Source organism: Micromonospora sp. U56 (genome assembly GCF_018070095.1).
Lineage (GTDB): Bacteria > Actinomycetota > Actinomycetes > Mycobacteriales > Micromonosporaceae > Micromonospora > Micromonospora purpureochromogenes.
In genome coordinates this window covers 1-21,256 of the sequence record NZ_JAGPYL010000109.1, presented here as the reverse complement: position 1 = coordinate 21,256, position 21,256 = coordinate 1, and the positions used below count along the sequence as shown (strand labels likewise).

17 protein-coding genes are annotated in these 21,256 nt (G+C 72.4%); 11 read left to right on the top strand and 6 right to left on the bottom strand.

Going from position 1 to position 21,256, the window contains the following annotated elements; genetic code table 11:
* Positions 1-167: 167 nt before the first annotated feature.
* Entirely contained in the window at positions 168-1,673 is a 1,506-nt protein-coding gene (locus KBX37_RS27030; protein ID WP_210778710.1) for an ISL3 family transposase, read from the bottom strand.
* 116 nt (positions 1,674-1,789) lie between these two features.
* Between KBX37_RS27030 and KBX37_RS27025 the strand changes: the two genes are divergently transcribed.
* Positions 1,790-2,269 carry a hypothetical protein gene (locus KBX37_RS27025; protein WP_210778705.1) on the top strand — a complete coding sequence of 160 codons (480 nt, stop codon included), beginning with the start codon at positions 1,790-1,792 and terminating at the stop codon, positions 2,267-2,269.
* A gap of 103 nt (positions 2,270-2,372) precedes the next feature.
* Here the strand turns inward: KBX37_RS27025 and KBX37_RS27020 are convergent, their stop codons facing one another.
* Positions 2,373-3,011 (bottom strand): SMI1/KNR4 family protein, encoded by a 639-nt coding sequence (locus tag KBX37_RS27020; protein ID WP_210778704.1) that lies wholly within the window; start codon positions 3,009-3,011, stop codon positions 2,373-2,375.
* Positions 3,012-3,187: 176 nt separating this feature from the next.
* Between KBX37_RS27020 and KBX37_RS27015 the strand changes: the two genes are divergently transcribed.
* A complete protein-coding gene (locus KBX37_RS27015; RefSeq protein WP_210778703.1) occupies positions 3,188-3,469 on the top strand; it encodes a hypothetical protein in 282 nt (93 codons plus the stop codon).
* A 163-nt stretch (positions 3,470-3,632) separates the two neighbouring features.
* Here KBX37_RS27015 and KBX37_RS27010 read toward each other — a convergent pair whose 3' ends face one another.
* The 4 genes from KBX37_RS27010 to KBX37_RS26995 all read right to left on the bottom strand — a co-directional run bounded on the left by KBX37_RS27010 (position 3,633) and on the right by KBX37_RS26995 (position 6,679).
* On the bottom strand, positions 3,633-4,055 hold the full coding sequence (locus KBX37_RS27010) for a GNAT family N-acetyltransferase (RefSeq protein ID WP_307849220.1): 423 nt from the start codon (positions 4,053-4,055) through the stop codon (positions 3,633-3,635).
* An 80-nt stretch (positions 4,056-4,135) separates the two neighbouring features.
* The gene (locus KBX37_RS27005; protein WP_307849219.1) at positions 4,136-4,744 is read right to left on the bottom strand and encodes a transposase; all 609 of its coding nucleotides are present in this window, start codon (positions 4,742-4,744) and stop codon (positions 4,136-4,138) included.
* A complete protein-coding gene (locus tag KBX37_RS36085; protein ID WP_374103915.1) occupies positions 4,731-5,168 on the bottom strand; it encodes a winged helix-turn-helix domain-containing protein in 438 nt (145 codons plus the stop codon). The genes KBX37_RS27005 and KBX37_RS36085 overlap by 14 nt, the downstream gene beginning before the upstream one ends.
* Before the next feature lie 224 nt (positions 5,169-5,392).
* Positions 5,393-6,679: a hypothetical protein gene (locus KBX37_RS26995; protein ID WP_210778701.1), complete on the bottom strand. Its 1,287-nt coding sequence runs from the start codon at positions 6,677-6,679 to the stop codon at positions 5,393-5,395.
* A 166-nt stretch (positions 6,680-6,845) separates the two neighbouring features.
* On the opposite strand from KBX37_RS26995, the gene KBX37_RS26990 reads away from it, so the two are divergent.
* The 9 genes from KBX37_RS26990 to KBX37_RS26950 all read left to right on the top strand — a co-directional run bounded on the left by KBX37_RS26990 (position 6,846) and on the right by KBX37_RS26950 (position 18,504).
* The gene (locus tag KBX37_RS26990) at positions 6,846-7,469 is read left to right on the top strand and encodes a response regulator transcription factor (RefSeq protein ID WP_210778700.1); all 624 of its coding nucleotides are present in this window, start codon (positions 6,846-6,848) and stop codon (positions 7,467-7,469) included.
* A gap of 231 nt (positions 7,470-7,700) precedes the next feature.
* On the top strand, positions 7,701-10,676 hold the full coding sequence (locus KBX37_RS35710) for a DUF11 domain-containing protein (protein WP_210778699.1): 2,976 nt from the start codon (positions 7,701-7,703) through the stop codon (positions 10,674-10,676).
* Positions 10,677-10,680: 4 nt separating this feature from the next.
* Complete coding sequence (locus KBX37_RS26980) at positions 10,681-11,424, top strand: DUF4255 domain-containing protein (protein WP_210778698.1); 744 nt, start codon at positions 10,681-10,683, stop codon at positions 11,422-11,424.
* Positions 11,421-13,502, top strand: coding sequence for an ATP-binding protein (locus tag KBX37_RS26975; protein WP_307849218.1), 2,082 nt, complete (start codon positions 11,421-11,423; stop codon positions 13,500-13,502). Before KBX37_RS26980 ends, KBX37_RS26975 begins: the two co-directional genes overlap by 4 nt.
* Before the next feature lie 325 nt (positions 13,503-13,827).
* Entirely contained in the window at positions 13,828-15,681 is a 1,854-nt protein-coding gene (locus KBX37_RS26970; protein WP_307849217.1) for a DUF4157 domain-containing protein, read from the top strand.
* 162 nt (positions 15,682-15,843) lie between these two features.
* Complete coding sequence (locus KBX37_RS26965; protein WP_210778696.1) at positions 15,844-17,406, top strand: phage tail sheath subtilisin-like domain-containing protein; 1,563 nt, start codon at positions 15,844-15,846, stop codon at positions 17,404-17,406.
* A gap of 23 nt (positions 17,407-17,429) precedes the next feature.
* Positions 17,430-17,873 carry a phage tail protein gene (locus tag KBX37_RS26960; protein ID WP_210778695.1) on the top strand — a complete coding sequence of 148 codons (444 nt, stop codon included), beginning with the start codon at positions 17,430-17,432 and terminating at the stop codon, positions 17,871-17,873.
* A complete protein-coding gene (locus KBX37_RS26955; RefSeq protein WP_247659015.1) occupies positions 17,870-18,349 on the top strand; it encodes a hypothetical protein in 480 nt (159 codons plus the stop codon). Before KBX37_RS26960 ends, KBX37_RS26955 begins: the two co-directional genes overlap by 4 nt.
* A complete protein-coding gene (locus KBX37_RS26950) occupies positions 18,346-18,504 on the top strand; it encodes a DUF6760 family protein (RefSeq protein ID WP_210778694.1) in 159 nt (52 codons plus the stop codon). Before KBX37_RS26955 ends, KBX37_RS26950 begins: the two co-directional genes overlap by 4 nt.
* Positions 18,505-21,256: the final 2,752 nt, after the last annotated feature.

The following is a 21,256-nucleotide window of genomic DNA, read 5'->3' as shown; positions in this document are numbered from 1 at the left end:
ACTGCCGGCCGTCATACTCGTCCACAGGGGCCTCCTTCGTCGTGGTACGTCGTGACAACCCCAGGGAAACCCCTGACCAGGGTGACTGTCACGAGGAGCGGAGGCCCCGCTCCTTCATCGCATCAAACGAACAGCTCTGGCGCAGATACGGTGGTCGGGGTGACGATCTAGGCGAGCAGGATCCGCTGCCGGAGTAGGGCGAATCCGGCTCGGCCGTACATCTGCCGCTTGAGGAACTTGACCTTGGTGTTGGCGCCTTCGATCGGGCCGTTGCTGTAGGACAGGGTCAGGCCGGCGACGACGGCGGGCAGGTCCATGCGCATGCCATGGACGAAGCCGTGCAGGGCGGGCAGGTCGTCGGCGTCGACGGCGGTCATCCAGGCGTCCAGGTCCTCGCCGCGACGGCGGACGAGCAGGCCGGCGAACTCGCCGACCCGCCGGGCCAGCACGGTCAGGCGTGGGCAGGGCGCGAGAAGGTCTTGCAGGTGGTCGCGGTGGTGGGCGGGGAGATGCTCTGGCTTGGTCATGAGCCAGGAGACCAGGCGGCGCGGTGACGGCGGGGTGCGCTCGGCGTCGGCACGGCCCTGGTTGAGGTAGCGCACCAGCAGGTTCGCGCTGCCGGTGTAGCCGAGTGCGCGGATTTCGGCCAAGAGCCGGGTCACCGGAACCTGGGGGTCTTCGGCGCGTCGGCGCCGCAGATGGTCCCGGAACGGGTCGACCAGCGTCTCGCGGTAGCGCGGTGGACGCTGGAGTTGCTCTGCGGTGGCCGCGCGGGCGTACCGCTTCACGGTGTTCAGTGCCCAGCCGAGCCGGCGGGCGCATTCCAGCAGCCCGACTCCCTGGCCGAGCAGGGCATGCACGGCCGCATGCCGCTCGCGAGTGCGCTGGTCCAGAGGCTGGTTCGGGCGGACTGGACTGTCGTGCCAGCAGCGACTGTGCCCGGCTACGGTCTTCTCGACCGCCTTGGCCAGGTTGTGCCACAGGTGCCACCGGTCGCTGACCTGCGCCGCCTGCGGCGCGCCGTCGCGGATCGCCTCGGCATATGCGGCCGACCCGTCACGGCAGACCACCTCGACTTCCGGGTGTTCGCGCAGCCACCCGGCCAGGGTGGATGCCTTCCGATCAGGCAGCACGTCGACCCGGCGATGGGTGACCGCGTCGATCAGCAAGGTGGCATACCGGCGGCCCCGGCGAAGCGCAAAGTCGTCGACGCTGAGCACCGTCGGCACCGGCCCGGCCGGAACCGGCGCCGTCATCAGCACCCGAAGGACGGTGCTGCGGGAGACCCGCACACCCAATCGGGACAGCACCGCCGCGCCGGCCCGGCCGGCAACGGCCACCGCCAGATCGGCGACCAAAGCGGTCAACTGCCGGGTCCGCCGCGCCCATCGCTGAGTCAGCGTGGGCACCTGTTCCCGAAACGTCCGCCGCGGGCACGACCCCTCCCGGCAGACCAGGCGCCGGACCCGCAACTGCACCACCACGCAGCGCCCACCAACGGGAAGGTCAGCCAGCCGACGCTGGTGATACGCATGCACCCGGTCGCTGAGCTGCCCGCATCCCGAGCACGGCACCGGGGCCACCGGCGTGCGGGCGACGACCCGTACCACCACCCCTTGATCGATCACCCGCTCGATAACCAGCCCCGACAACTGAGGGAAGACCGCCTTGATCACATCGCACCGGTGTCAGGATTCCCCACAGCACCGACCACTCTGGACTCAGGTCACCACCGTTTCTGCGCCAGAGCCGTTCGTCTTACAGTCCCGTTGCGGCTACCGTCCCGGATGTGGGCGACGTGGAGTTGATCGGGCATGAACTGATCGAGCCGTGTCCGGAGTGCGGCGCTTTGACCGCTGGTGTTGTCACAGAGACGATCGACGGGGACAGGCTCGCCTGGGCAGTCTCGATTCGGTGTAGCGGGTGCGGCAGGGCCGCGGAGGTGGATGGTTGGGGTGAGATGCCCGGCATCGTGCGGGAGGCGCTCATCGCCCGTGTCGGCCTGGTCCGGCTGCAAGCCGATCCGGCTGCCAGCGGCCGGCTGAGAGTGCATCTCCTCGCGGCGTTCAGGAAGGGCGGGGCCACGATCAGTGAAGCGGCCGGCGCATACACCGCGCTGACCGGCCTCGGTATCACCGGCACACCGTCTGAGATGAGACTGCTTGCCGACCGGCTTACTGCAGCCGGCGCGACCGTATTGCTGACACCACAGGTCAACGTAGGTGAGCCGTCGGCATGCGACTGCTCAATGCGCGGATCGCGGCTATGAGCGGATGCCTACCTGTGCGTGTACGTCGCTCCTGTACCCACACGGACGAGGGTGGCAGATCAAGCGGAATCGGTCTTTGCCATCACTGACGGCAGCGACCGATTCAGGCAGCGTCAAACCATGGTTTGCCGGCCGCCCAGTGCCGAACCCACCCGACGAACCCCGACGCCCCGGTGGTGTAGCCGAACTCCGCTCCGAAGGGCATCGCGCCCTCGCCGCTGATATTCCAGATGTGCCCGCGATGCGGGCCGGTCACGATGAGATGCCAGTACATCCCACAGCCATCCGTGCCGAGCACGATAGATCCATGGTCGAGGACGGGATCGAGCAGCGGCTTGATCTCCTCCGACGGCCGGGAGTCCTCCTCCCACAGCCACGCCTCGTTCAGCGGGAACGAGGCCGCCAACTCGCGCACCGGGCGGTCGTTGCCCCAGTCATCGGGCATCTCGGCTACGCCGAGGAGACCGAAGTCCGGTGGTCCGGAGAACGATCCGTCGGTCATCTCCGCGACGAAGGTTCGGTACGGCTCCGGCAGCACGATCCCATGCTCTGCTTCAAAGGCGTGCACGCCTGACCAGCCCAGAGCTGATTCACCGGCGTCGTCCACCATGAAGGCAGCTCGAAGCTCGGCGAGGTCGTCCGGGTGGGTACTCGTCCATGACGCGTAGTCGTACCACGTTGGATCGGGCGGCGAGGGGTTGGTCCAGCCCAACCTCACCCTCTGGTCCAGGTTCGGCTCCACGCTTCCATCGCGAGCGCGGCGGCACGGCGCCGTGCTTGGCGCGGATCGCGGCACATCCGTGCACCTGACCTTGATTGACGTGCGCCGACCAGCAGGGTTGCCCGCCCGATACCCTGCGTTTGTGATCCGACCTCGACCTCATGACACCAGCCGCTCGCGTCGGACTCGGGTGCGCCGTGGATGAGGTGAAGGAGGTGTGGAGGCGCGCCGGCCTGGATGAACTACACATCATCTGGAACCATGCCGCTGACTACGGCGCAGATGGCGAGGCTCCCGAGGGCACTCCACGAGGCATCGTGCAGCTCTCGTACCTGCTGCGTGTCTACAACACAGCGATGGGTAGTGGCTTGGGCTTCGCTGTCGAGGTGAACGAGCCCTTCCGTCTGAAACGAGCCATGGACGCGATGCGGTACGTCGGATTGGCGGAACTCGCCGAGCTACAGAGGTTGAAAGGCTGACGTCTGTATCGCCAGGGCAGTTCGGGTTCGCGCCGGCCTGCTTTGTGCCGGCGGTCGGTCCTCGATCGGCTGTTCGAGCTGCCGGACCATTTCCATGACGTTGCTGCGGGCCGGCTGGCCGCCCCGGTCCGGCTGTCGCGCCGGTACCGGCCGACCGGTCCGATCAGGAGGCGGACGGCTCCCAAAGCAGGATCTGGCGGTGATGGCTGAAGCCGTTGCGCAGGTAGAAGTCGACCGCGCGGCGACCGGAGTGGACGGTCACGTGCAGCAGCCCCCGCGTACGGGCCTCGGTCAGGATCGCGGCCATCAGCGCAGCGCCGATGCCGCGGTTGCGGTACTCCTCGCGGACCATGACCGACTGGATGTCGCCGTACCACCGGTCCAGCGACTCGTTACTGGGCACCCGTTCCGCGACGAGCAGCCAGGCGGTGCCGACCACGTACCCGTCGATCTCGGCGACGAACGGCAGGTGCGTCTCCGCATGGGCGGCCACCCAGCCGGCGTACGCCCCGAGCTTGTCCCCGTCGATGCCCCGCAATTCCGCCAGCACCGCCACATCCGCCACGCTGGCCCTCCGCACGATCACCCGGCGGAGCCTAGGCGAGCCCGTCGCTGGCGGTGCCCCCAACCGGCCCGGCTCCCAGGGTTGAAACGGTGAAGTCTGTCTCACCAGGGCAGTTCGGGTTCGAGGGTCATGCCGGTCTGGGCGAGGAACGAGGCGAGGAGGCCGGGCTGCTGTTGGCAGGCCCGTAGTCGTTGTTTGACCAGGCGGGCCAGGTGGTCGATGCCGTGGGCGGCGATGTTGGTCAGGCCGCGTTTCATCCAGCGCCAGACTCCCTCGGCCGGGTTGAGGTCCGGGGCATAGGTGGGCAACCGGATCACGGTCAGCCACGACCGGCCCGCGATCAGGGCGTACATGCGGCGGCTGACGTGGGTGTTGACGTTGTCCCAGATCAGCACGATCGGCGCCTGCAGGCGTTGGTGGGTCTGGTCGAGGAAGGCGATGTAGCCGTCCTTGCTGAAGCTGCCGCGTTCACCTGCACGGCCGCCGTGCAGCCTCGTGCGCCACATCAGCCGGCCGCCCTGTCCGGGCTTGAGACAGACCAGGCCGGCGACCGGGACCCGGCCGGAGCCCTTGCCCGAGACCTCGACCACGGGAGTGTTCCCGCGCCGGGCCCACGTCTTGCTCACCGGCGGCCGCAGGACCTGGCCCGCCTCGTCCTGGAAGCAGATCCAGGCGCCCCGCGCCGCCGCTAACCTCTTACCGACGGCCACCGCCGGCGATGCCAACTGGCGATCGCTTCCGGATCGCGTTCGATCGCCCGACAGTGGGAACCTGCAGGCTGTAGCCCATCCGGTGCAGCAGATGCGACACCCCGCGCAGGCTGTAGGTGACCTCGAAGCGGCGTTCGATCACGTCGGCGACCCTGGCCAGGGTCCAGCGGGCATCGTCCCAGCCCTGCGTGACCGGCCCGTCATCGAGCACCTCAGCGAGTTCCTTCTGCTGGTCAACAGAGAGCTTGCAGTCCGAACCACCCGGCCCGGCCGAGGCCAGGGCATCCGTCCCGCCAGCAGTCCACTTACGCCGCCAATCGCGTACTGACTTCTCGGAAACCCGCAGCTCAGAAGCGATCTGCGTGGTCGGTCGATTACCCTTGCCTCGGCGCGGTCTGCGGGCAGACTGCTCACACTCGATCACCAGCAGGCCAGCGGCCGACAGCGCCCGCGCCAGCCCTACCCTGCTTCTCGGGTTGTTTCGGACCGTGCAAGGACTCGCTGTCAGTGCACTCGCGCTGATGTCGCCCCGCGGGTGAGTCTCTGAACCGCCAGGTCGTTGCCGCACTCCCCAGGCCCGCTGTGGAGAGTGCACATGGCGACTCCAACGACGTGAGCGGTGAGCGACGCCTGGGCGGCAGCATGCAGTCAGCCGGTGGCGTCCGCCATGATCCCGTTGACGTACAGCGACTCGGAGCACGTGCTGGGCGTTCTGGCGTTGACCGGGGTGCCCGGCCTGCGGCAGGCCACCGTCAGCGTCACCTGGGCCCGGGCCGGCACCCGGATCGGCGTCACGGAGTGGTAGTCCTGCTCGCGGAAGTTCTCCAGCCCGTACGTCACAATCTTCACGCCGTTGGCGCTCACGCTCAGCGTGCCCTCGTCGCCCTGCGGGTTGTCCACGAGAAAATCGGTGAGCAGGAAGATCTTCCTGGCAGGAACCGTGTAACTCCGCTCCGCCGAGCCGCCCGGATTCGTGCGGAACGAGATCGCCGTGGAGAACTGCGTCTCGCCATCGCCGTTGCGGCCACCACCGTTGCGGCCACCACCGTCCTCCGTGCCGCCCCCCGCCGGCGGTTTCGGCGCCTCGGGTGTCTGCCGCCGTTGCTTGTCGACCGCCTGGTCCGCAGCGCGGTCCGCGGCCTGCACCGCGGCCTGTTCGACCGTCCCGTCGACGGCTTCCCGCGCCGCCGAACGCACCACCGGTCGCAACAGACCGAACCAGAGCGCGAGCAGCACCAACAGCAGAGCGAGGAGCAGCGCCAGCAGCTTGAGCAGCCACGCGGAGAGAATCGGCCGTTGCACGAACGTGCCGACGACCGTGCTGGCCACCCCGTCCTCCCGCAGCACCTGCGTGCGGAACGGGAGATGCCTCGGCTCGCCCCGCCACAGCAGGCTCTTCGCCCGCACCACGAGGACGGGCTCGAGCCGCTCGCCGGCCGCCAGGGTCGCCCGCGCGGGCCGGACGGCGAGCGTGAGCTGTTCGGCCGTGTCGGTGGCGTCGAAGGCAAGCTGCTCCGTGAGGTTGCCGCGGTTCTCCGTCTCCAGCCGATAGCGGGCGCGCCAGCGCCCGTCGCGCACCTGCGGCCGCAACTCCGCGGCGACGTCGGCGAACGGCAGGACGACGAGCGTCCCCTCCTCGACCACGGCGGCCTCGGGATGTTCCGACGGCAGCACGCGCACCCCGAACGGCATGCCGCCGGCGGGCACCTGCGACGAGCGCGGCGGCCGGAACGTGACCGTCACCGTCTCCGCCGTGCCCGGGTAGAGCGACAGGACCGGCGGCTCGATCGTCACCCACTCCGCGGGTACGCCGACCATCTCGAACCGGTAGGCCTCGACGATGTCGACCGTGTTGCGGACGCTGATCGTGACCTGTGCCTCGCCGCCCGGCGTGACGGTGACCTCGGTGAGAGCCAGGTTGGCGGATGCGCTCATGTCGGCCGACTGTAGGCCCACGCGGGAACGGGGAAACCCGCCTTACGGGAACATTCACGGGCAGGCCGGGTGCCCGTCCGGGCCGGCGTTAGGTGGACGCAAAGCCGCTCCCCCCACCCTTGCGCCGCGGGCTGCCGAGTGGGCGCCCAGCGATGGGGAGGTTTCCATGAACCGCGTGCCGGTCTGGGTCCACGCCGACGATCCGATCTCGCGGCAGGGGGTGGAGAGCCAGCTACGGTCGCGTCCGGAGCTACGGATGCTGGCGCCCGGTGAGGAGCAGGACGCGGCGGTCGCGCTCGTGGTCGTGGACAGTCTCGACGAGGCGGCGGCCCGTGAGCTGCGCCGGCTGGGCCGGACCAGCACCGCGAAGCTCGTGCTGGTGCCGGCGCGGATCGACGATGCCGGGCTGGCCACGGCGGTCGAGTGCGGGGTGGTGGGCGTCGTACGCCGCGGGGAGGCCAGCGCGGAGAACCTGGTCCACGCGGTCAGCTCGGCGGTGCGCGGCGAAGGGGCGATCCCCGCGGACCTGCTGGGCCGACTGCTGGCACAGATGGGACGGCTGCAACGCCAGGTGCTCGACCCGCGTGGCCTAACGCTGCTCGGGCTGACCACGCGCGAGATCGACGTGCTCCGCCTGCTCGCCGACGGGTTCGACACCCGCGAGGTCGCGGAGAAGCTGTCGTACTCGGAGCGGACGGTGAAGAACGTGCTGCACGACATCACGAGCCGGTTGTGCCTGCGCAATCGCACGCACGCGGTCGCGTACGCGCTGCGGCAGGGGCTCATCTGAACCGTCGGCAGGACCCGGGCGTCCGGACGGTGCCCGATCGGGTCGCGGCTCCTGCCCGGGGCCGTGCCCGTCGGGCCCTGCCGCCCGACGCCACCGGGTCGAGTATGGACGGATGTGGTGCGGCCTCCGCCAAGCGTCGTGCGGACGGGTCGGGAGCCGCGCCTGCCCCTGCCGTCCACCGCACCGCCTGTCGAGGTCCCGTTGCGAGGTCAGCGCCGAACGCCCACCATCGTGGCCGCAACGACAGCGGCCGCCGTCATGCTGCCCGGACTGGCCGCGTCGGCACCGCCGGCCGCGCCGCCCCGGCCCGCACCGGCCACGCCACCGGTGGCCGAGGAGCGCATCGCGTACGCCGGCACGAAGCACCGCAGCATCGGCGTGGTGCGCGGAGAGGGCGCGGCCGCTGTTTCGCTGCCGTTCTTCCCGATCGGCCCGGACCACTTCGACGACGAGGTGTCGGCGCGGGGCGACACGATCACCTGGGTGAGCCTGCGCGACGCCACCACCACCGAGGTCTACCTGCGCCGCGGCGACGGCCCCGTGCTGCGGCTGACCGTGAACACGTCCAGCGAGGCCCATCCGACGATCTCGCCGGACGGCAACCGGGTCGCGTTCGACTCGGGCGCCGGCCGGGGCGGCTCCGGACACGACATCTTCGTGATCGGCGTCGACGGGACCGGACTGCGCCGGGTCACCGACGGAGTCGGCGACAACAGGTGGCCGAGCTGGTCCCCGGACGGCACGTCGTTGGCGTTCGAGGGGCGGCGCGGCGGCGAGGTGCCGCAGGTCTACCGGATGCCGGTCGCCGGTGGCGCAGTGACGCAGGTGACCAGCGAGCCCACCGGCGCGGGCCAACCGGCCTGGGACCCGAACCCTGCGCACGACCGCATCGCCTACACCTGCGATCCGGACAGCTCCACCAACCAGAAGATCCATCTGGTGTCCCCGTCGGGCGCCGGCGACCGTCTGCTGCTGCCGGTCGAGTGGCAGAGCCGCGAGGCGGCCTGGTCACCGGACGGTTCCACGCTCGCGTTCGTCAGCCGCACCCCACCGGACGGCGGTCCGCTCGGCCAGGTCGACCTGGTCTACATTGGGGTGCCTCGCGACGACGGCTGCTCCTGCACCGCGCAGCTTCGCCTGGCCGAGGACCGGCAGCTGAGCTTCCCGGCCTTCTACACCGCGCCCGGCGAGTCGTCCCCGTCGCTGATCGTGATCCGCAACAGCGCCCCCGACCGACTCACCGCCACCCTGCAGGACATCCGCCCCGACGGAGTCGATCCACGCGACCTGCGCCTGTCGATCCTGCGCGAGGATCCCAAAGCGGAGCGGGACTCCCGGTTCATGTGGCAGCCGACCGAGGGCGACCCGTGGACGGAGCGCCAGACGTACTCCCCGGACGGGCGCCGCATCGCGGTGAGCCGGTTCGAGACGGTGGATGGGCGCCGCGTCCAGCGCATCTGGACCGTCGACGCCGACGGGACCTCGCCACGTCTGCTGCCGGTGGCCGGTCGCGGTCCGGACGACCTGGAGCGCGACCCGGAGTGGTCCCCCGACGGCAGCCGGATCGCGCTGGTGCGCAGCAGACCGGGCCGCCCGGCGCGGGTGATCGTGGTCGACGCCTCCACCGGGCAGCAACTGCTGGCCGTGCCGACGCCCCCGCCGTACGCGGGGCTCGACGACACCCAACCCGCCTGGTCGCCGGACGGCACCGTGCTGGCGTTCACCCGGGGCCGCTACAACGAGGAGGCCAGCCGCGCCCACGTCTGGACGGCGAACGCCACCGACGGCCTCGACCAGCGGGACCTGACGCGCGCCGTCTGCGGGCGGGACTGCGACGTCGTCGACGACAGCGCGGCCTTCGCCCCGGACGGCCGCCAGATCGCGTTCAACCGCCGGGAGGACGGGCTGGTCCTCACCGACGTCGACGGCACCCGCTGCCGGCTGCTCTTCCCGCCGTCCGGGGCCTCCTGCGCCGCCCCGGTTCCACCGCAGCCGGACGGCCCGTTCCAACCGCGCGACGTGAGCTGGTCGCCGGACGGACAGCGGCTGGTCTTCTCGGCGCGGCGCGCGCGTGACCAGAACTCGCGGGAGGCGCTGCACGTCTACGACGTGACGACGGGGCGCCTGACGTCGATCACCGGCGCGCTGCCCGGTCGGCAGAAGGAGCCGACCTGGCAGCGGTCGGTCGATGTCGCGACCGCCGTCGTCACCACACCCCCGACAACCACCGTCGGTGGCCGCACCGCCTTCACCCTGTCGGTCACCGACCGCGGGCCGAGCCCCGCGCCCGCCGTGCGGCTCGACCTCACCGTGCCGTCCGGCGTGCAGCTCACCGCGCTGGTGCCGGAGCGGGGGACGTGCCGGCTCACCCCAGCGGGCTGCGACCTTGAGGCCATCGGCGTCGGCCGCACGCTGACCGTACGGGTCGAGCTGACCGGGATCGCCGCCGGTTCCTTCCCGCTCTCGTGGTCGGTGAACCCGGGAGTGACCGACGCCGTGCCGGCGGACAACCGGGCTCGCACGGACGTGCGGATCGTGCAGCCGCCACCGACCGCGCCGGCGGACCCGGCGCTGACCGTCTCGGTCACCCCCGCACCCGCGTACGTGGGGGGCTCGGCCGGCGTCACCTACACCGTGCGCAACGCGGGCGGGCAGCGGGCGACGGGCCTGCGGCTGAACCCGACGCTGCCGCCCCGCGTCCGCGTCGCGGCCTCGCCGCCGGGGTGTGCCCCGCAGGCGGGATGTCGGCTGCCCGATCTGGCCCCGGGCGGGGCGACCAGAGTGACGTTCGTGCTGACGCCCGACGCGGCCCTGGCCGCGACCGTCGCCGGCGTCGTCACGACCACCGGCGGCAACGCCGCACCGGCCAATGACACCGCCAGCGCGCCGCTGCGGGTGCTGCAGCCGCGCATCGTCGCCGTGCCGGCGATCGGGCCACCCGGTTTCGTCACCTCGGTACGCGGCACCGACTTTCCCCCCGGAGCCCGGGTGCGACTGGCCTGGAACGTGGGCATCACCGCCGCGACCGCACCGGCCGTGGCGGCGCCGGACGGCACCTTCGCCGCCCAACTGCTGGTGCTGCCGAAGGATCGGCTCGGCCCCCGCGAGATCACCGCGTCCGGCACCGGCTTCGCCCCGGTGACCACCCCGTTCCGGGTGGTGCTGCCGCCGCTGCAGCCGCCCGGCCACGTCAACCGGCGGTGGTGACCGGGTGATCCACGAGGTCGACGAGGCCCTGCGCGGACTGGTCACCGACGACGCGCTGGCCGGCACGGGGGTCGAGGTCACGTTCGACGCGCCCACGAGGGAGTGGGCCGCGCGGCGCAACGCACCGACGGTCAACCTGTACCTCTACGACATCCGGGAGGACCTTGCGCGCCGCAGACAGGGCGCCATCGCCGAGTACGACGATCGGGGCGCCACGGTCGCGCTGCACGACCCCGCGCGGTACTTCGCCCTGTCGTACCTGGTGACGGCGTGGACCAACCGCGCCCAGGACGAACACCGCCTGCTGGCGACCCTGCTCGGCACGCTGATCCGGCACGACGCGCTGCCGCCCGCACGGCTGACGGGGTCCCTGGCGACGCTCGGCCTGACCGTGCCGATGACCGTCGCCCGGCCACCCGGGGAGGATCGCGCCTTCGCCGACGTGTGGTCGGCGCTCGGTGGAGAGTTGAAGCCGTCGCTGGACCTGGTCGTGGTCGCGCCCCTGTCGGCCCGGCGGACACTCGCCGCCCAGCCGGTCGTCGACGGGCTGCGGCTACGCACCGCGGACCCCGCCGACGGGCCGGTCGAGACCGCCGCCCTGCGCTACAGCGACCCGGTCGCGTCGCCCGCCGGTCCCGCCGACGCCGAGCAGGGATCTGCCCTGTCGATGGTCGGCGCACGCCGCACCCGAGGCGCCGCGCGACACCGCGACGGGTCCGGATCCCCGATCCGCGGCTCACAGCGGTGACCGCCCCCGCGACGCCCGCGACCCACCTGCTCGCCCGACTCCGCCTGATCGAGCGGCAGGTCCGGCGCGCCGTGGACGAGCGCCGCCGCGCCGATCCGGCGCCGGACGACGCGTTCCGGGGCCTGTACGTGTCGGACGAGATGGCGGACCGGCTGCTGGACACCGCCACGCCGCCGCCCCGGGACGACGACGACGGCGAGGGACTGGCCGTCGAGGCGGACACCGACGCGCACCAGGGCGAACCGCGACTGCGCCGGTTGGCCCGCGACTTCGGGCTCGCGCCACTGGACGTCGAACTGCTGCTGCTGGCTCTCCTGCCCGACGTCGACGCCCGGTTCGAGCGGCTGTACGGCTACCTCAACGACGACGTGACCCGACGGCGGGCGTCGATCGGGCTGGCACTCGAGCTGTGCGGCGCCGTCCCCTCCTCGGCCACCGCGCGTGGCCGCTTCGCCGCGTCCGCGCCGCTGGTCGCGGGCGGTCTCCTGCTGGTCGAGGAGGCAGCCGAGCGGCCCTTCCTCTCCCGCGCGCTGCGGGTGCCCGACCGGGTCACCGCCCATCTGCTCGGCGACGACACCGGCGACGCCCGGGTGGCCGGCCTCGCCCGGTACGAGGAGCCCGACCCGGGTTGGCGGCCCGCGTCGGCGGAGCGGCTCGCCGCCGCCATGCGCGACCGACAGCGGATGGCGTACGTGCGGGTGCGGCCCGGCGCGGCGGCGCAGGCGCTCGCCGCGGCGGCGCTGGCCGCGACCGGCGCTCCGGTGCTGCGCCTCGACCTCGACGCGCTGGCCGCCGACCCCGCGCCGGAGGAGGCGCTGGCCGCCGCCGCACGCGAGGCGCGGCTGCGCGGCGGAGGGCTGGTCGCCGGCCCGGTGGACGCGCTGGACCCCACTGGGAGGCCAGGCGGCTCCCGGCTGCTGCGCGGACTCGCCGCGCTGGCCGTACCCGTCCTGCTCACCGGCCGCACCGGGTGGGATCCCTTCTGGGCCGAACGCTCCCCGCTGCTGGTGGCGGCCGAGCCGTTGTCCGTACGGGACCGCCGCGCACTGTGGTGGGCCGGGTTCGGTGCGCGGGCGGGCACCCCCGCCGGCGCGGACCTGGACCCCGAGCGCGAGCTCGCCCCGTACCTGCTCACGCCGGACCAGGTCCGGCGCGCCGCCGAGACGGCCGGCCACCGGGCGCTGCTGGAGGGCGCGGCGCAGGTCGGGCCCGAACACCTGCGCGCCGGGGTGCGGTCGCAGAACGGGGCGGGGCTGGAAAAGCTGGCCCGGCGGGTCGAACCCGCCGTCGGCTGGGTCGACCTCGTCCTGCCCGACCCGGTTTTGGAGCAGTTACGCGAGCTGGCCATGCGGGTACGCCACCGCGACCGGGTGCTCGGCGGGTGGCGGATGCGCCCCGGCGGCGGGCGCGGTCGCGGCGTGACGGCGCTGTTCGCCGGCGACTCCGGCACGGGCAAGACGATGTCGGCCGAGGTGGTCGCCGCCGACCTGGGCGTCGAGTTGTACGTGGTGGACCTGTCCACCGTGGTCGACAAGTACGTGGGCGAGACCGAGAAGAACCTGGAGCGCATCTTCACCGAAGCCGCCGGTGTCAACGGGGTCCTGCTGTTCGACGAGGCCGACGCCATCTTCGGCAAACGCTCGGAGGTCAGGGACGCCCACGACCGGTACGCCAACCTGGAGAGCGCCTACCTGCTGCAACGTATGGAGTCCTTCGACGGGGTCGCGATCCTCACCAGCAACCTGCGGGCCAACCTCGACGAGGCGTTCACCCGGCGGCTGGACGTGATCGTCGACTTCCCGCTGCCAAACGAGGCGCAGCGGCGCGCCCTGTGGGACCGCTGCCTCGGCCCGGCGCTGCCCCGCGCCGAGGATCTCGACCTGGATTTCTGCGCCCGGGCGTTCGAGCTGGCGGGGGGCAGCATCCGGGCGTGCGCGGTCACCGCCGCGTACCTCGCCGCGGGGGCGGACCGGGCGGTGACGACCGACGACCTGATGGCCGCCGTGCGGCGCGAGTACGGCAAGCTCGGGCGGCTGCTGCTGGAGAGCGAGTTCGGGGCGTACCTGACTGCCCGCTGACGTGCGATGCCGCCGTCCCTTCGCTGCCCGGCTGGTCAACGCCCCTTGACCGTCGGGGCAGCGGTCTCTGCCCTCCGGTGGCCCTTCCGGCCCTTCCCGCAGGACAGCACCTGCCGTACCCCTGGAAACGAGGAATCGACCGAGGAGAAGCGTGATGCGCGCACAGGAGCGCCCGGAAACGATCGACCGGCCCGACCGCGTTCGGCAAGCCGCGCGGGCGACCGCACCAACGCCGTCATTCGCCCACGCCGGCAGCGCCTCAGCGCTCTCGGCCGAACAGGTCCTGACATTGCAACGCACGATCGGAAACGCCGCGACAGCGCGCGTGATCGAGCAGCAGCACGTCGACGGCGTAGGCGTGCAACGCTCCGTCCACGACGTGCTGGGCTCCCCCGGCCGGCCACTGGACGCGCCGCTCCGCGCCGAGATGGAAGCCCGCCTCGGCGCCGACTTCACCGACGTACGCCTCCACACGGACACGACCGCGCAGCGCTCCGCCACCGAGCTCGACGCCCACGCCTACACCTCGGGCAACCACGTCGTGATCGGCCCTGGCGCCACCGACAAGCACACCCTCGCGCACGAACTCACTCACGTCATCCAGCAGCGCCAAGGCCCGGTCACCGGCACCGACATCGGCGCCGGGGTCTCCGTCTCCGACCCCGCCGACCGCTTCGAACGCGCCGCTGCGGCCAACGCCGACCGGGTCATGAGCGGTCCGGTCCCGGCCCAACGACACGCCGCCGCCACCACGCCGGCCGGCGTCGCGACCGAGGCTCCCGTCGTTCAGCGGAAGGGCGGCGAGGAGATCGAGACGCGGGTGACGGCGGCGTCCAAGCCACGAGGGATGTTCGGCCGCCTCGGGTCCCTGCTCACCGCTCCGGCGCCGACCGGCCCGGCCCTGGACAGGGTCAAGCAGGAGATCAAGGCGTACGACACCTCGACGGTCCGCGAGCCGTTGCAGTGCATTGGTCTGCTCATGCCGATCCTGCAGGCGACGGCCGACTGCGCGGAAGAGGTCCGCGACGATCCTGCCGGCCAGAGGTACCTCCAGCACGTCCGCGACGCCGTCGAGCAGGAGAAGATGATCCTCGCCGCCCAGATCGAACGGGCCGAGGAGCATCCGGAGGCGGACCGGCGGCCGTACGAGCAGATGACCGATCAGGGCGCGCTGTGGAAGGAAGACGCCCTCGCCGACAGCGCCACGAACTACGGCATGTCCGGCTCGGCGTACTTCATGGAGCTGTCCGAGCTGAACCGCAGCGACATGGCTGCCGAGATCCAGGCCGGCAAGGGCGGGGACTGGGTGACGAAGGTCACCAACGACCTGGAGCGGCAGCTGCGCTCCTCCGTGCTGAGCCACTACACCACGCAACCCCGGGCCGACGCGATGGTCGTCGGCGACAAAAAGCTCAAATCCAAGACCGTCCTGGAGCAGGAAACGCCGGACGCGCCGAACAACACCCAGGGGTACGACAGCGTCGCCCTGGCCAACGACGCGTTCACGTTCTGGTTCATCGAACCCGGCGGCCGTACTGACGTCGGCCGGGACACCCGGTTCGGCAAGGACCAGGCCGACCCGGACGCCAAGCCGGCTCGCATCGAGCTGGACATCCTCGACTCGGGCCTGCTGACGAGCGGATGGATCATGTTGAGCGACTTCGCCCAGCGGGAGTATCCGGTCCTGGAGGCGGACCGGGCGGACCGGACCCACACACGGTCGTACCTGCCGACTCGCAAGCCGACGGACCAGCGAGACACCGTCCGGATGCGTGAGTTCCAGCGCGGTGACATCTCCGAGGAAGACCTGATGGCGTCGATCACCGCCTTCGCCGTCATCGAAGATGGCACCGAGCGTCAGGTGCGCGGTGTCGCCCGGCAGCAGGCGGTGACCGACTCCGGCAACCGCATGGTGTACGGCCCGGAGCCGAACCCCATCAAGTATCCCGAACTGCTGCACCACAACGTCCTGATGGGCAAGGACATCATTCCCGGCCTGACGCAGCGCGCGGTGGTGGAGATCATGCGGCTGGAGAAGGTGAACCCGCAGCTTGCCAAACGACTGAAGACGATGCCCGCGATGGAGCTGATGGCGTTCCTGCTCAAGGACCTGGTCCGGCCACAGGCGATGATCCCCAACGCCGTCGACCTGACCAAGGCCCGCGTCAACACGGGCTGACCGCGATCACCCGAGGGCGCGGCGGGCTGACGGCTGCTCCGGCCACGGGCTGCCCTTCCGGGAAAGGGAAAGTGCCCGTGCTCGGAGCCGCCGGGCCATACCGGCGCCCGCCGCCCGCCGGGAAGCTGTCCAAGCACCGACCTTCCGTGAAGAGGAGCGTTTATGCCGTCGTACCTGTCCCCCGGCGTGTACGTGGAGGAGGTTCCGAGCGGCTCCCGCCCCATCGAGGGCGTGGGGACCTCGGTGGGCGCCTTCGTGGGCCTCGCCGAGAAGGGCCCGTTCCACACCCCGACCCTGGTGACCACGTGGAGCCAGTACGTCCAGGTCTTCGGGGACGTCGTCGAGGGCGCGTACCTGGGCCGCGCGGTGTACGGCTACTTCGCCAACGGCGGGGGCATCTGCTACGTGGTCCGGATCGGCGCGGTGGCCCGCAACGGCGCGCGATCGAACGCCGGCACGGACGCGCCGCGGGCACTGCCGACCGGCGAGCCGGCGGCACTCGGCACGTTCAAGGTCGCCGCGCTGCCCGAGGCCGCCGGCCGCGGGGAGATCACAGTCGAGGTGACCGACGCCGAGGGCGAGGGCGTCGGCGAGGACCGCTTCCGGCTGCTGGTGCACCAGAACGGCACGGTGGCCGAGACGTTCGACGTGTCGGTCAAGAGGAACACCAAGGCGTACGTGGTGACGCAGGTGAAGGAGCGGTCGCGGCTGATCACCGTGGAGGAGGCGGCCCCGGCGAACGCGTTGGCCCGTCCCGCCAAGCAGACCGTGGCCTTGCCGTCCCCACCGGCGCCCGCCGAGGTGCTGCCGGCCGCACTGTCCACGGAGGAGTACGTCGGGGACCCCGACGCGCGTACCGGCTTCGGGGGCCTGGAGGCGATCGACGACATCACGATGGTCGCGGTGCCCGACCTGATGAGCGGGTACGAGCAGGGGCTGGTCAGCGCGGAGGACGTCAAGGCCGTGCAGCTCGCGGTCATCTCGCACTGCGAGCAGATGGGCGACCGGATGGCGCTGCTGGACCCGCTGCCCGACATGACGGCCCGGCAGGTGCTCACCTGGCGGCAGGAGGAAGCGGGCTACGACTCGAAGTACGCCGCCCTGTACTACCCCTGGATCAAGGTCTTCGACCCGGCGACCGGGCAGAACCGGTTCATGCCGCCGAGCGGACACGTCGCCGGCCTGTGGTCCCGCACCGACACCGAGCGCGGGGTGCACAAGGCGCCGGCGAACGAGGTGGTGCGCGGCGCGATCGAACTGCAGAACAACGTCACCAAGGGTGAGCAGGATCTGCTCAACCCGGCCGGCGTCAACTGCCTGCGCGCCTTCCCCGGGCGGGGCATCCGCGTGTGGGGGGCCCGCACCCTCTCCTCCGACCCGGCATGGCGGTACGTCAACGTCCGCCGCCTGTTCAACTACCTGGAGGAGTCGATCCTGCTGGGCACGCAGTGGGTGGTCTTCGAGCCCAACGACGAACGGCTCTGGGGCACCATCCGGCGCAACATCTCCGCCTTCCTCCTCGAGGAGTGGCGGCGGGGCGCCCTGTTCGGCAGCTCCCCGGCCGAGGCGTTCTACGTCAAGTGCGACCGCGAGACCAACCCGCCGGAGGTGATCGACCGGGGCCAGGTGGTGTGCGAGATCGGGATCTGCCCGGTCAAGCCCGCGGAGTTCGTCGTCTTCCGGCTGGCCCAGTTCTCCGACAGCACCAGCCTCGTCAGCGAGTAAGACCCGAAAGGCGGTAGCGACACATGCCCGAGACCGGCGACACCCTCATTGTCCACAAGTTCCAGGTCGAGCTGGGCGGCATCCAGGTGGAGTCCGTCCAGGAGGTCAGCGGCCTGACGGTTGAGCTGGACGCGATCGAGGTGAACCAGGTGACCCCCACCGGGGAGTACATCATCCGGAAGCTGCCCGGCGCCCGTAAGGGCGGCGAGGTCACCATCACGCGCGGGCTCGACAAGAGCAGCTCGTTCACCGAGTGGATCAAGCAGACCTTCGAGAAGGGCGCGGTCACCGCCGCCCGGAAGAACATCAGCGTCATCCTCGTCGACCCCGAGAACTCCAACCAGCGTCGCTTCGACATGAAGAACGCCTGGGTGAGCAAGTGGGAAGGGCCCAGCCTCAAGGCGGGCGAGCCGTCGGCGGCGACGGAGAAGGTCACCGTGGTGTTCGAGGACATCACCACCTCATGAGACGACGTACCGTGTCCACGCTGGCGCTCGCGGAACGGGCCGAGGACGACCACGGCTCCGGCGCGGAGCCGGGGACGCCACCGGCGCGGACCACGCAGCCGCCGAAGCTGCAGACGGAGTTCGAGTTCGAACTGCCGCGCGGGTACGTCGACGACTCCGGCACCGTGCACCGCCACGGGAGCATGCGGCTGGCCACGGCTCGCGACGAACTCGCACCGCTGATCGACCTGCGCGTCAAGCAGAACCCCGCGTACCTGTCGGTCGTGCTCCTCAGCCTGGTCATCACCCGCATCGGCAGCATCACCGAGGTCCATGCCGAACTGGTGGAGAAGCTGTTCGCCTCGGACCTGGCCTTCCTGCAGGACTTCTACCGGCGGATCAACGCGGAGGGCCACACCCGCGCCGCCGTGACCTGTCCCGCCTGCGACGCGAGCTTCGAGGTGGACATCGCCGGTGGTCGCCCGGGGGAATCGTGACGTACGTGGCCGACCGGCTCTACGAGGAGGTCGCGTACGTCGCCTACCACTTCCACTGGTCCCAGCAGGAGATCCTCGATCTCACGCACGAGGAGCGGCTGCGCTACGTCGAGCAGATCGCGCGCATCAACACCCGCATGAACGAAGGCGAGTAAGTGGGCCTACGCGACCTCCTACGCCGACGCCGCCGGGACACGCCGTCCGAGGCCGAGCGCCCGGCAACGGGTACGCCGTCTCCCGACGCCGGGCCCGCCGATGTCGGCTGGCGGTCCCTGGCACCGCCGCGGCGGACCTTCGACAGCGACCCGGGCCTGCTCACCGATCCGCACCGCTTCGAGGCCCGGCTGACCACCCGGCAGGACCCGACCCTGCACACCGCGCCCGGCCACCTCGTCAGCCCCGACGCGCCGGCCGGTCTGGCGTACGACCTGCTGCGCGCGGCGCCGGTCCCGCCCCTGGGTTCGGCCAGCACCGTGCAGCGCCTACCACTGGCCTCGCCGACGCCGCCGCCGGAAGCCGACGTGCAGCCAGCGTGGCTGTCCGAGCCGACGACGGCCACCGAGGCGGCGCCATCGGTGGCCGCGGGCACCACGGACCCGGCGTCACCGGCCCGCGCAGCGGTCGTCCCCCGGACACCGGTCGCAGGGCGTCACCGCGCCTGGACCACGGCGCCGGCGGTACGGTCCGCCCGGCGGCTGCCCGCGGTCCAGCGGGCGGGGGGCGGAACGACCTCACGGCGCGCCCCGGTCCCCCCGCCGGCCCCGGCGATTCCATCGCCCTCACCGGCTCAATCGCCACCGGCGGCGGCATCCCCGTCACCGGCCCGATCGGCTCCGCCGGTCGGGAACGCTTCCGGTCCCGATTTCTCGCTGCCCGCGCGGCATCCGTCGACGGCGCCACCGGCGGGTGCCTCCGATGGGCCGGGCGCCTCCGATGGGCCGCAGCGACCCACCCTGGCGCACCGTGCCCCGGTGGCGTCGCAGGACGCCGCCGCGAGCGCCGCGCAGGACACCTCCACCGGGGCCGCGCCGCCCCGACCGGTGCCCGCACCCCAAGCGGCGCAGCCCGCGTCCCCGGCGGCACCACCGCCGCCCCGGCCGGTCCTTTCGGGACAAGCGACGCCGGCGCCGGCCAGACCGCCCGCACCGGCGAAGCCGTCGCCCCGTGCCCCTGGCCGAACCGGGCTCGGCGACCCCCTGCCGGCCCTGCCCCCCACCGCGCGCGGGAACGCCCGGACGGGTGTTCCAGGGGTTGTGTCGGCGCCGCCCCTGCACCCCGCCACTCCCCCGACGCCCGCCCAGCGCGCGTCCACAACGACCGCCGCAACGGCTTGTCCGGCGCCCAGGACCGGCGCGACGGGATCGTGGGGGGCGCGGTCGTCCCGCCCGCCGTCCGGGTCGGGTCGCACACCAGCCCAACCCGGCCCCACAACGGCCCAACCCGGCCCCACGACGTCCGGAACGGGCCGCACAGCGGTCGGGACGGGCCCCACAAAGGCCCAGCCCGGCCCCACAACGTCCGGGACGGGCCGCACACCGGCTGAGTCGGGGCGCCCGGCCGAGACAGTCCGCAGACCGGCCGGGACAGGCCGCACACCGCCGAAGTCCGGGTCCCCACCGCCCGGGACAGCCGGCAGACCGGCCGGGTCCGGCGGGGCAGCGCCGGGGGCCGGGATGTCAGACAGCGCCGCGACCTCGCGCCGGACGGCGGACAGGCCAGCCGCCCACGACGGCCCGGACGTACCCTCCACGCCGGCCATCGCGCCCCTCCTGCCGGGGCCGCACTTCGGACCGGTCGCGCCTGCTGCGGGCGGAGCAGCCGGACCCACCGCCGACGCGAGCGGTGCGCCTGTCGTACAGCGCGCGGTCATTCAGGCCGGCCAACCGCGGCGCGCGCAACCGGACGAGCCGCACGCCGCTCGTGACAGCTTCCACGCTCCATCGGCCCATGTCGGCACGGTGGCCCGCATCGCACCCACGGTCCCGGCCACCGCCGCCGACGCGGACACCACCCCGCGCGCGGACACCGGGACCGCCGGCGTTGCGCCCCCGGCCGCTGCCGCCCCGCCGTCTCCGCCGTCGGGCGCGCCCGGCCGTGCTGGGCGGCCGGTTCCTCTCCACGCCTCCGCACCATCCGTGCCCGCCGTGCAACGGCTGCCCTTCCCGCCCGACCCGGCCCCGCCGGTCACCCGCGTCACGCCACGGCCTGCGGGAGTGCCGGCCGACGGCACCAGCCCGTGGCACACCGACGCATCCCGCACGGGACGGCCACGGCCTGCCGTGGCCTCCGCCGCTTCGGCCCCCGTCGCGCCCGTCGCCGGCTCCGCCGCGGTGCCCGTCGCGCGTGCACCGCTGCGGCAGACGGTGGGTGCGGCTGCCCCTCACGCCGGCACCCGATCGACCCCCGCGACCGGATCCGCCCTGCCATGGGTCACCGGCTCGGTACCCGCGTTATCGACCGGCGATGCCGGGCCGGTCCCGCCGGGTGGGTCGCCCACCGGCTCCTTCCGCCGGGCGGTTCACGTCGTACAGACGCTCGCCGCCCGGCCGCTGCACCCGGCGCCCACGGCGGTCGCCGCGCCGACTGCGCCCGCCGGGGTTTCCGCGGCCGGGACCGGCGCGGTGCCGGTCCGGTGGACCAGGCCGGGCGCGACGACGTTCGGGGAGCGCGGTCGCGCCGTCACCGTCACCGTCGGCGGCAGCGGGCAGGTCCGTCTCCCACCGGAGCTCCACCCGACCGGCAGGCACGGAGGCGCAGGCAGCACACCGACGGGGGGCCGCCGTGGTGGCGGGGCGCGGGTTCCGGAGGCCCCGGCGCGCCGCCGGCCCCCGGTCGCGCCGGCGCTGCCCGCGGACCGCCCGGACGGCCCACGCGCCGAGGTGCCGACCGTCGGGGCCGTCCGACCGC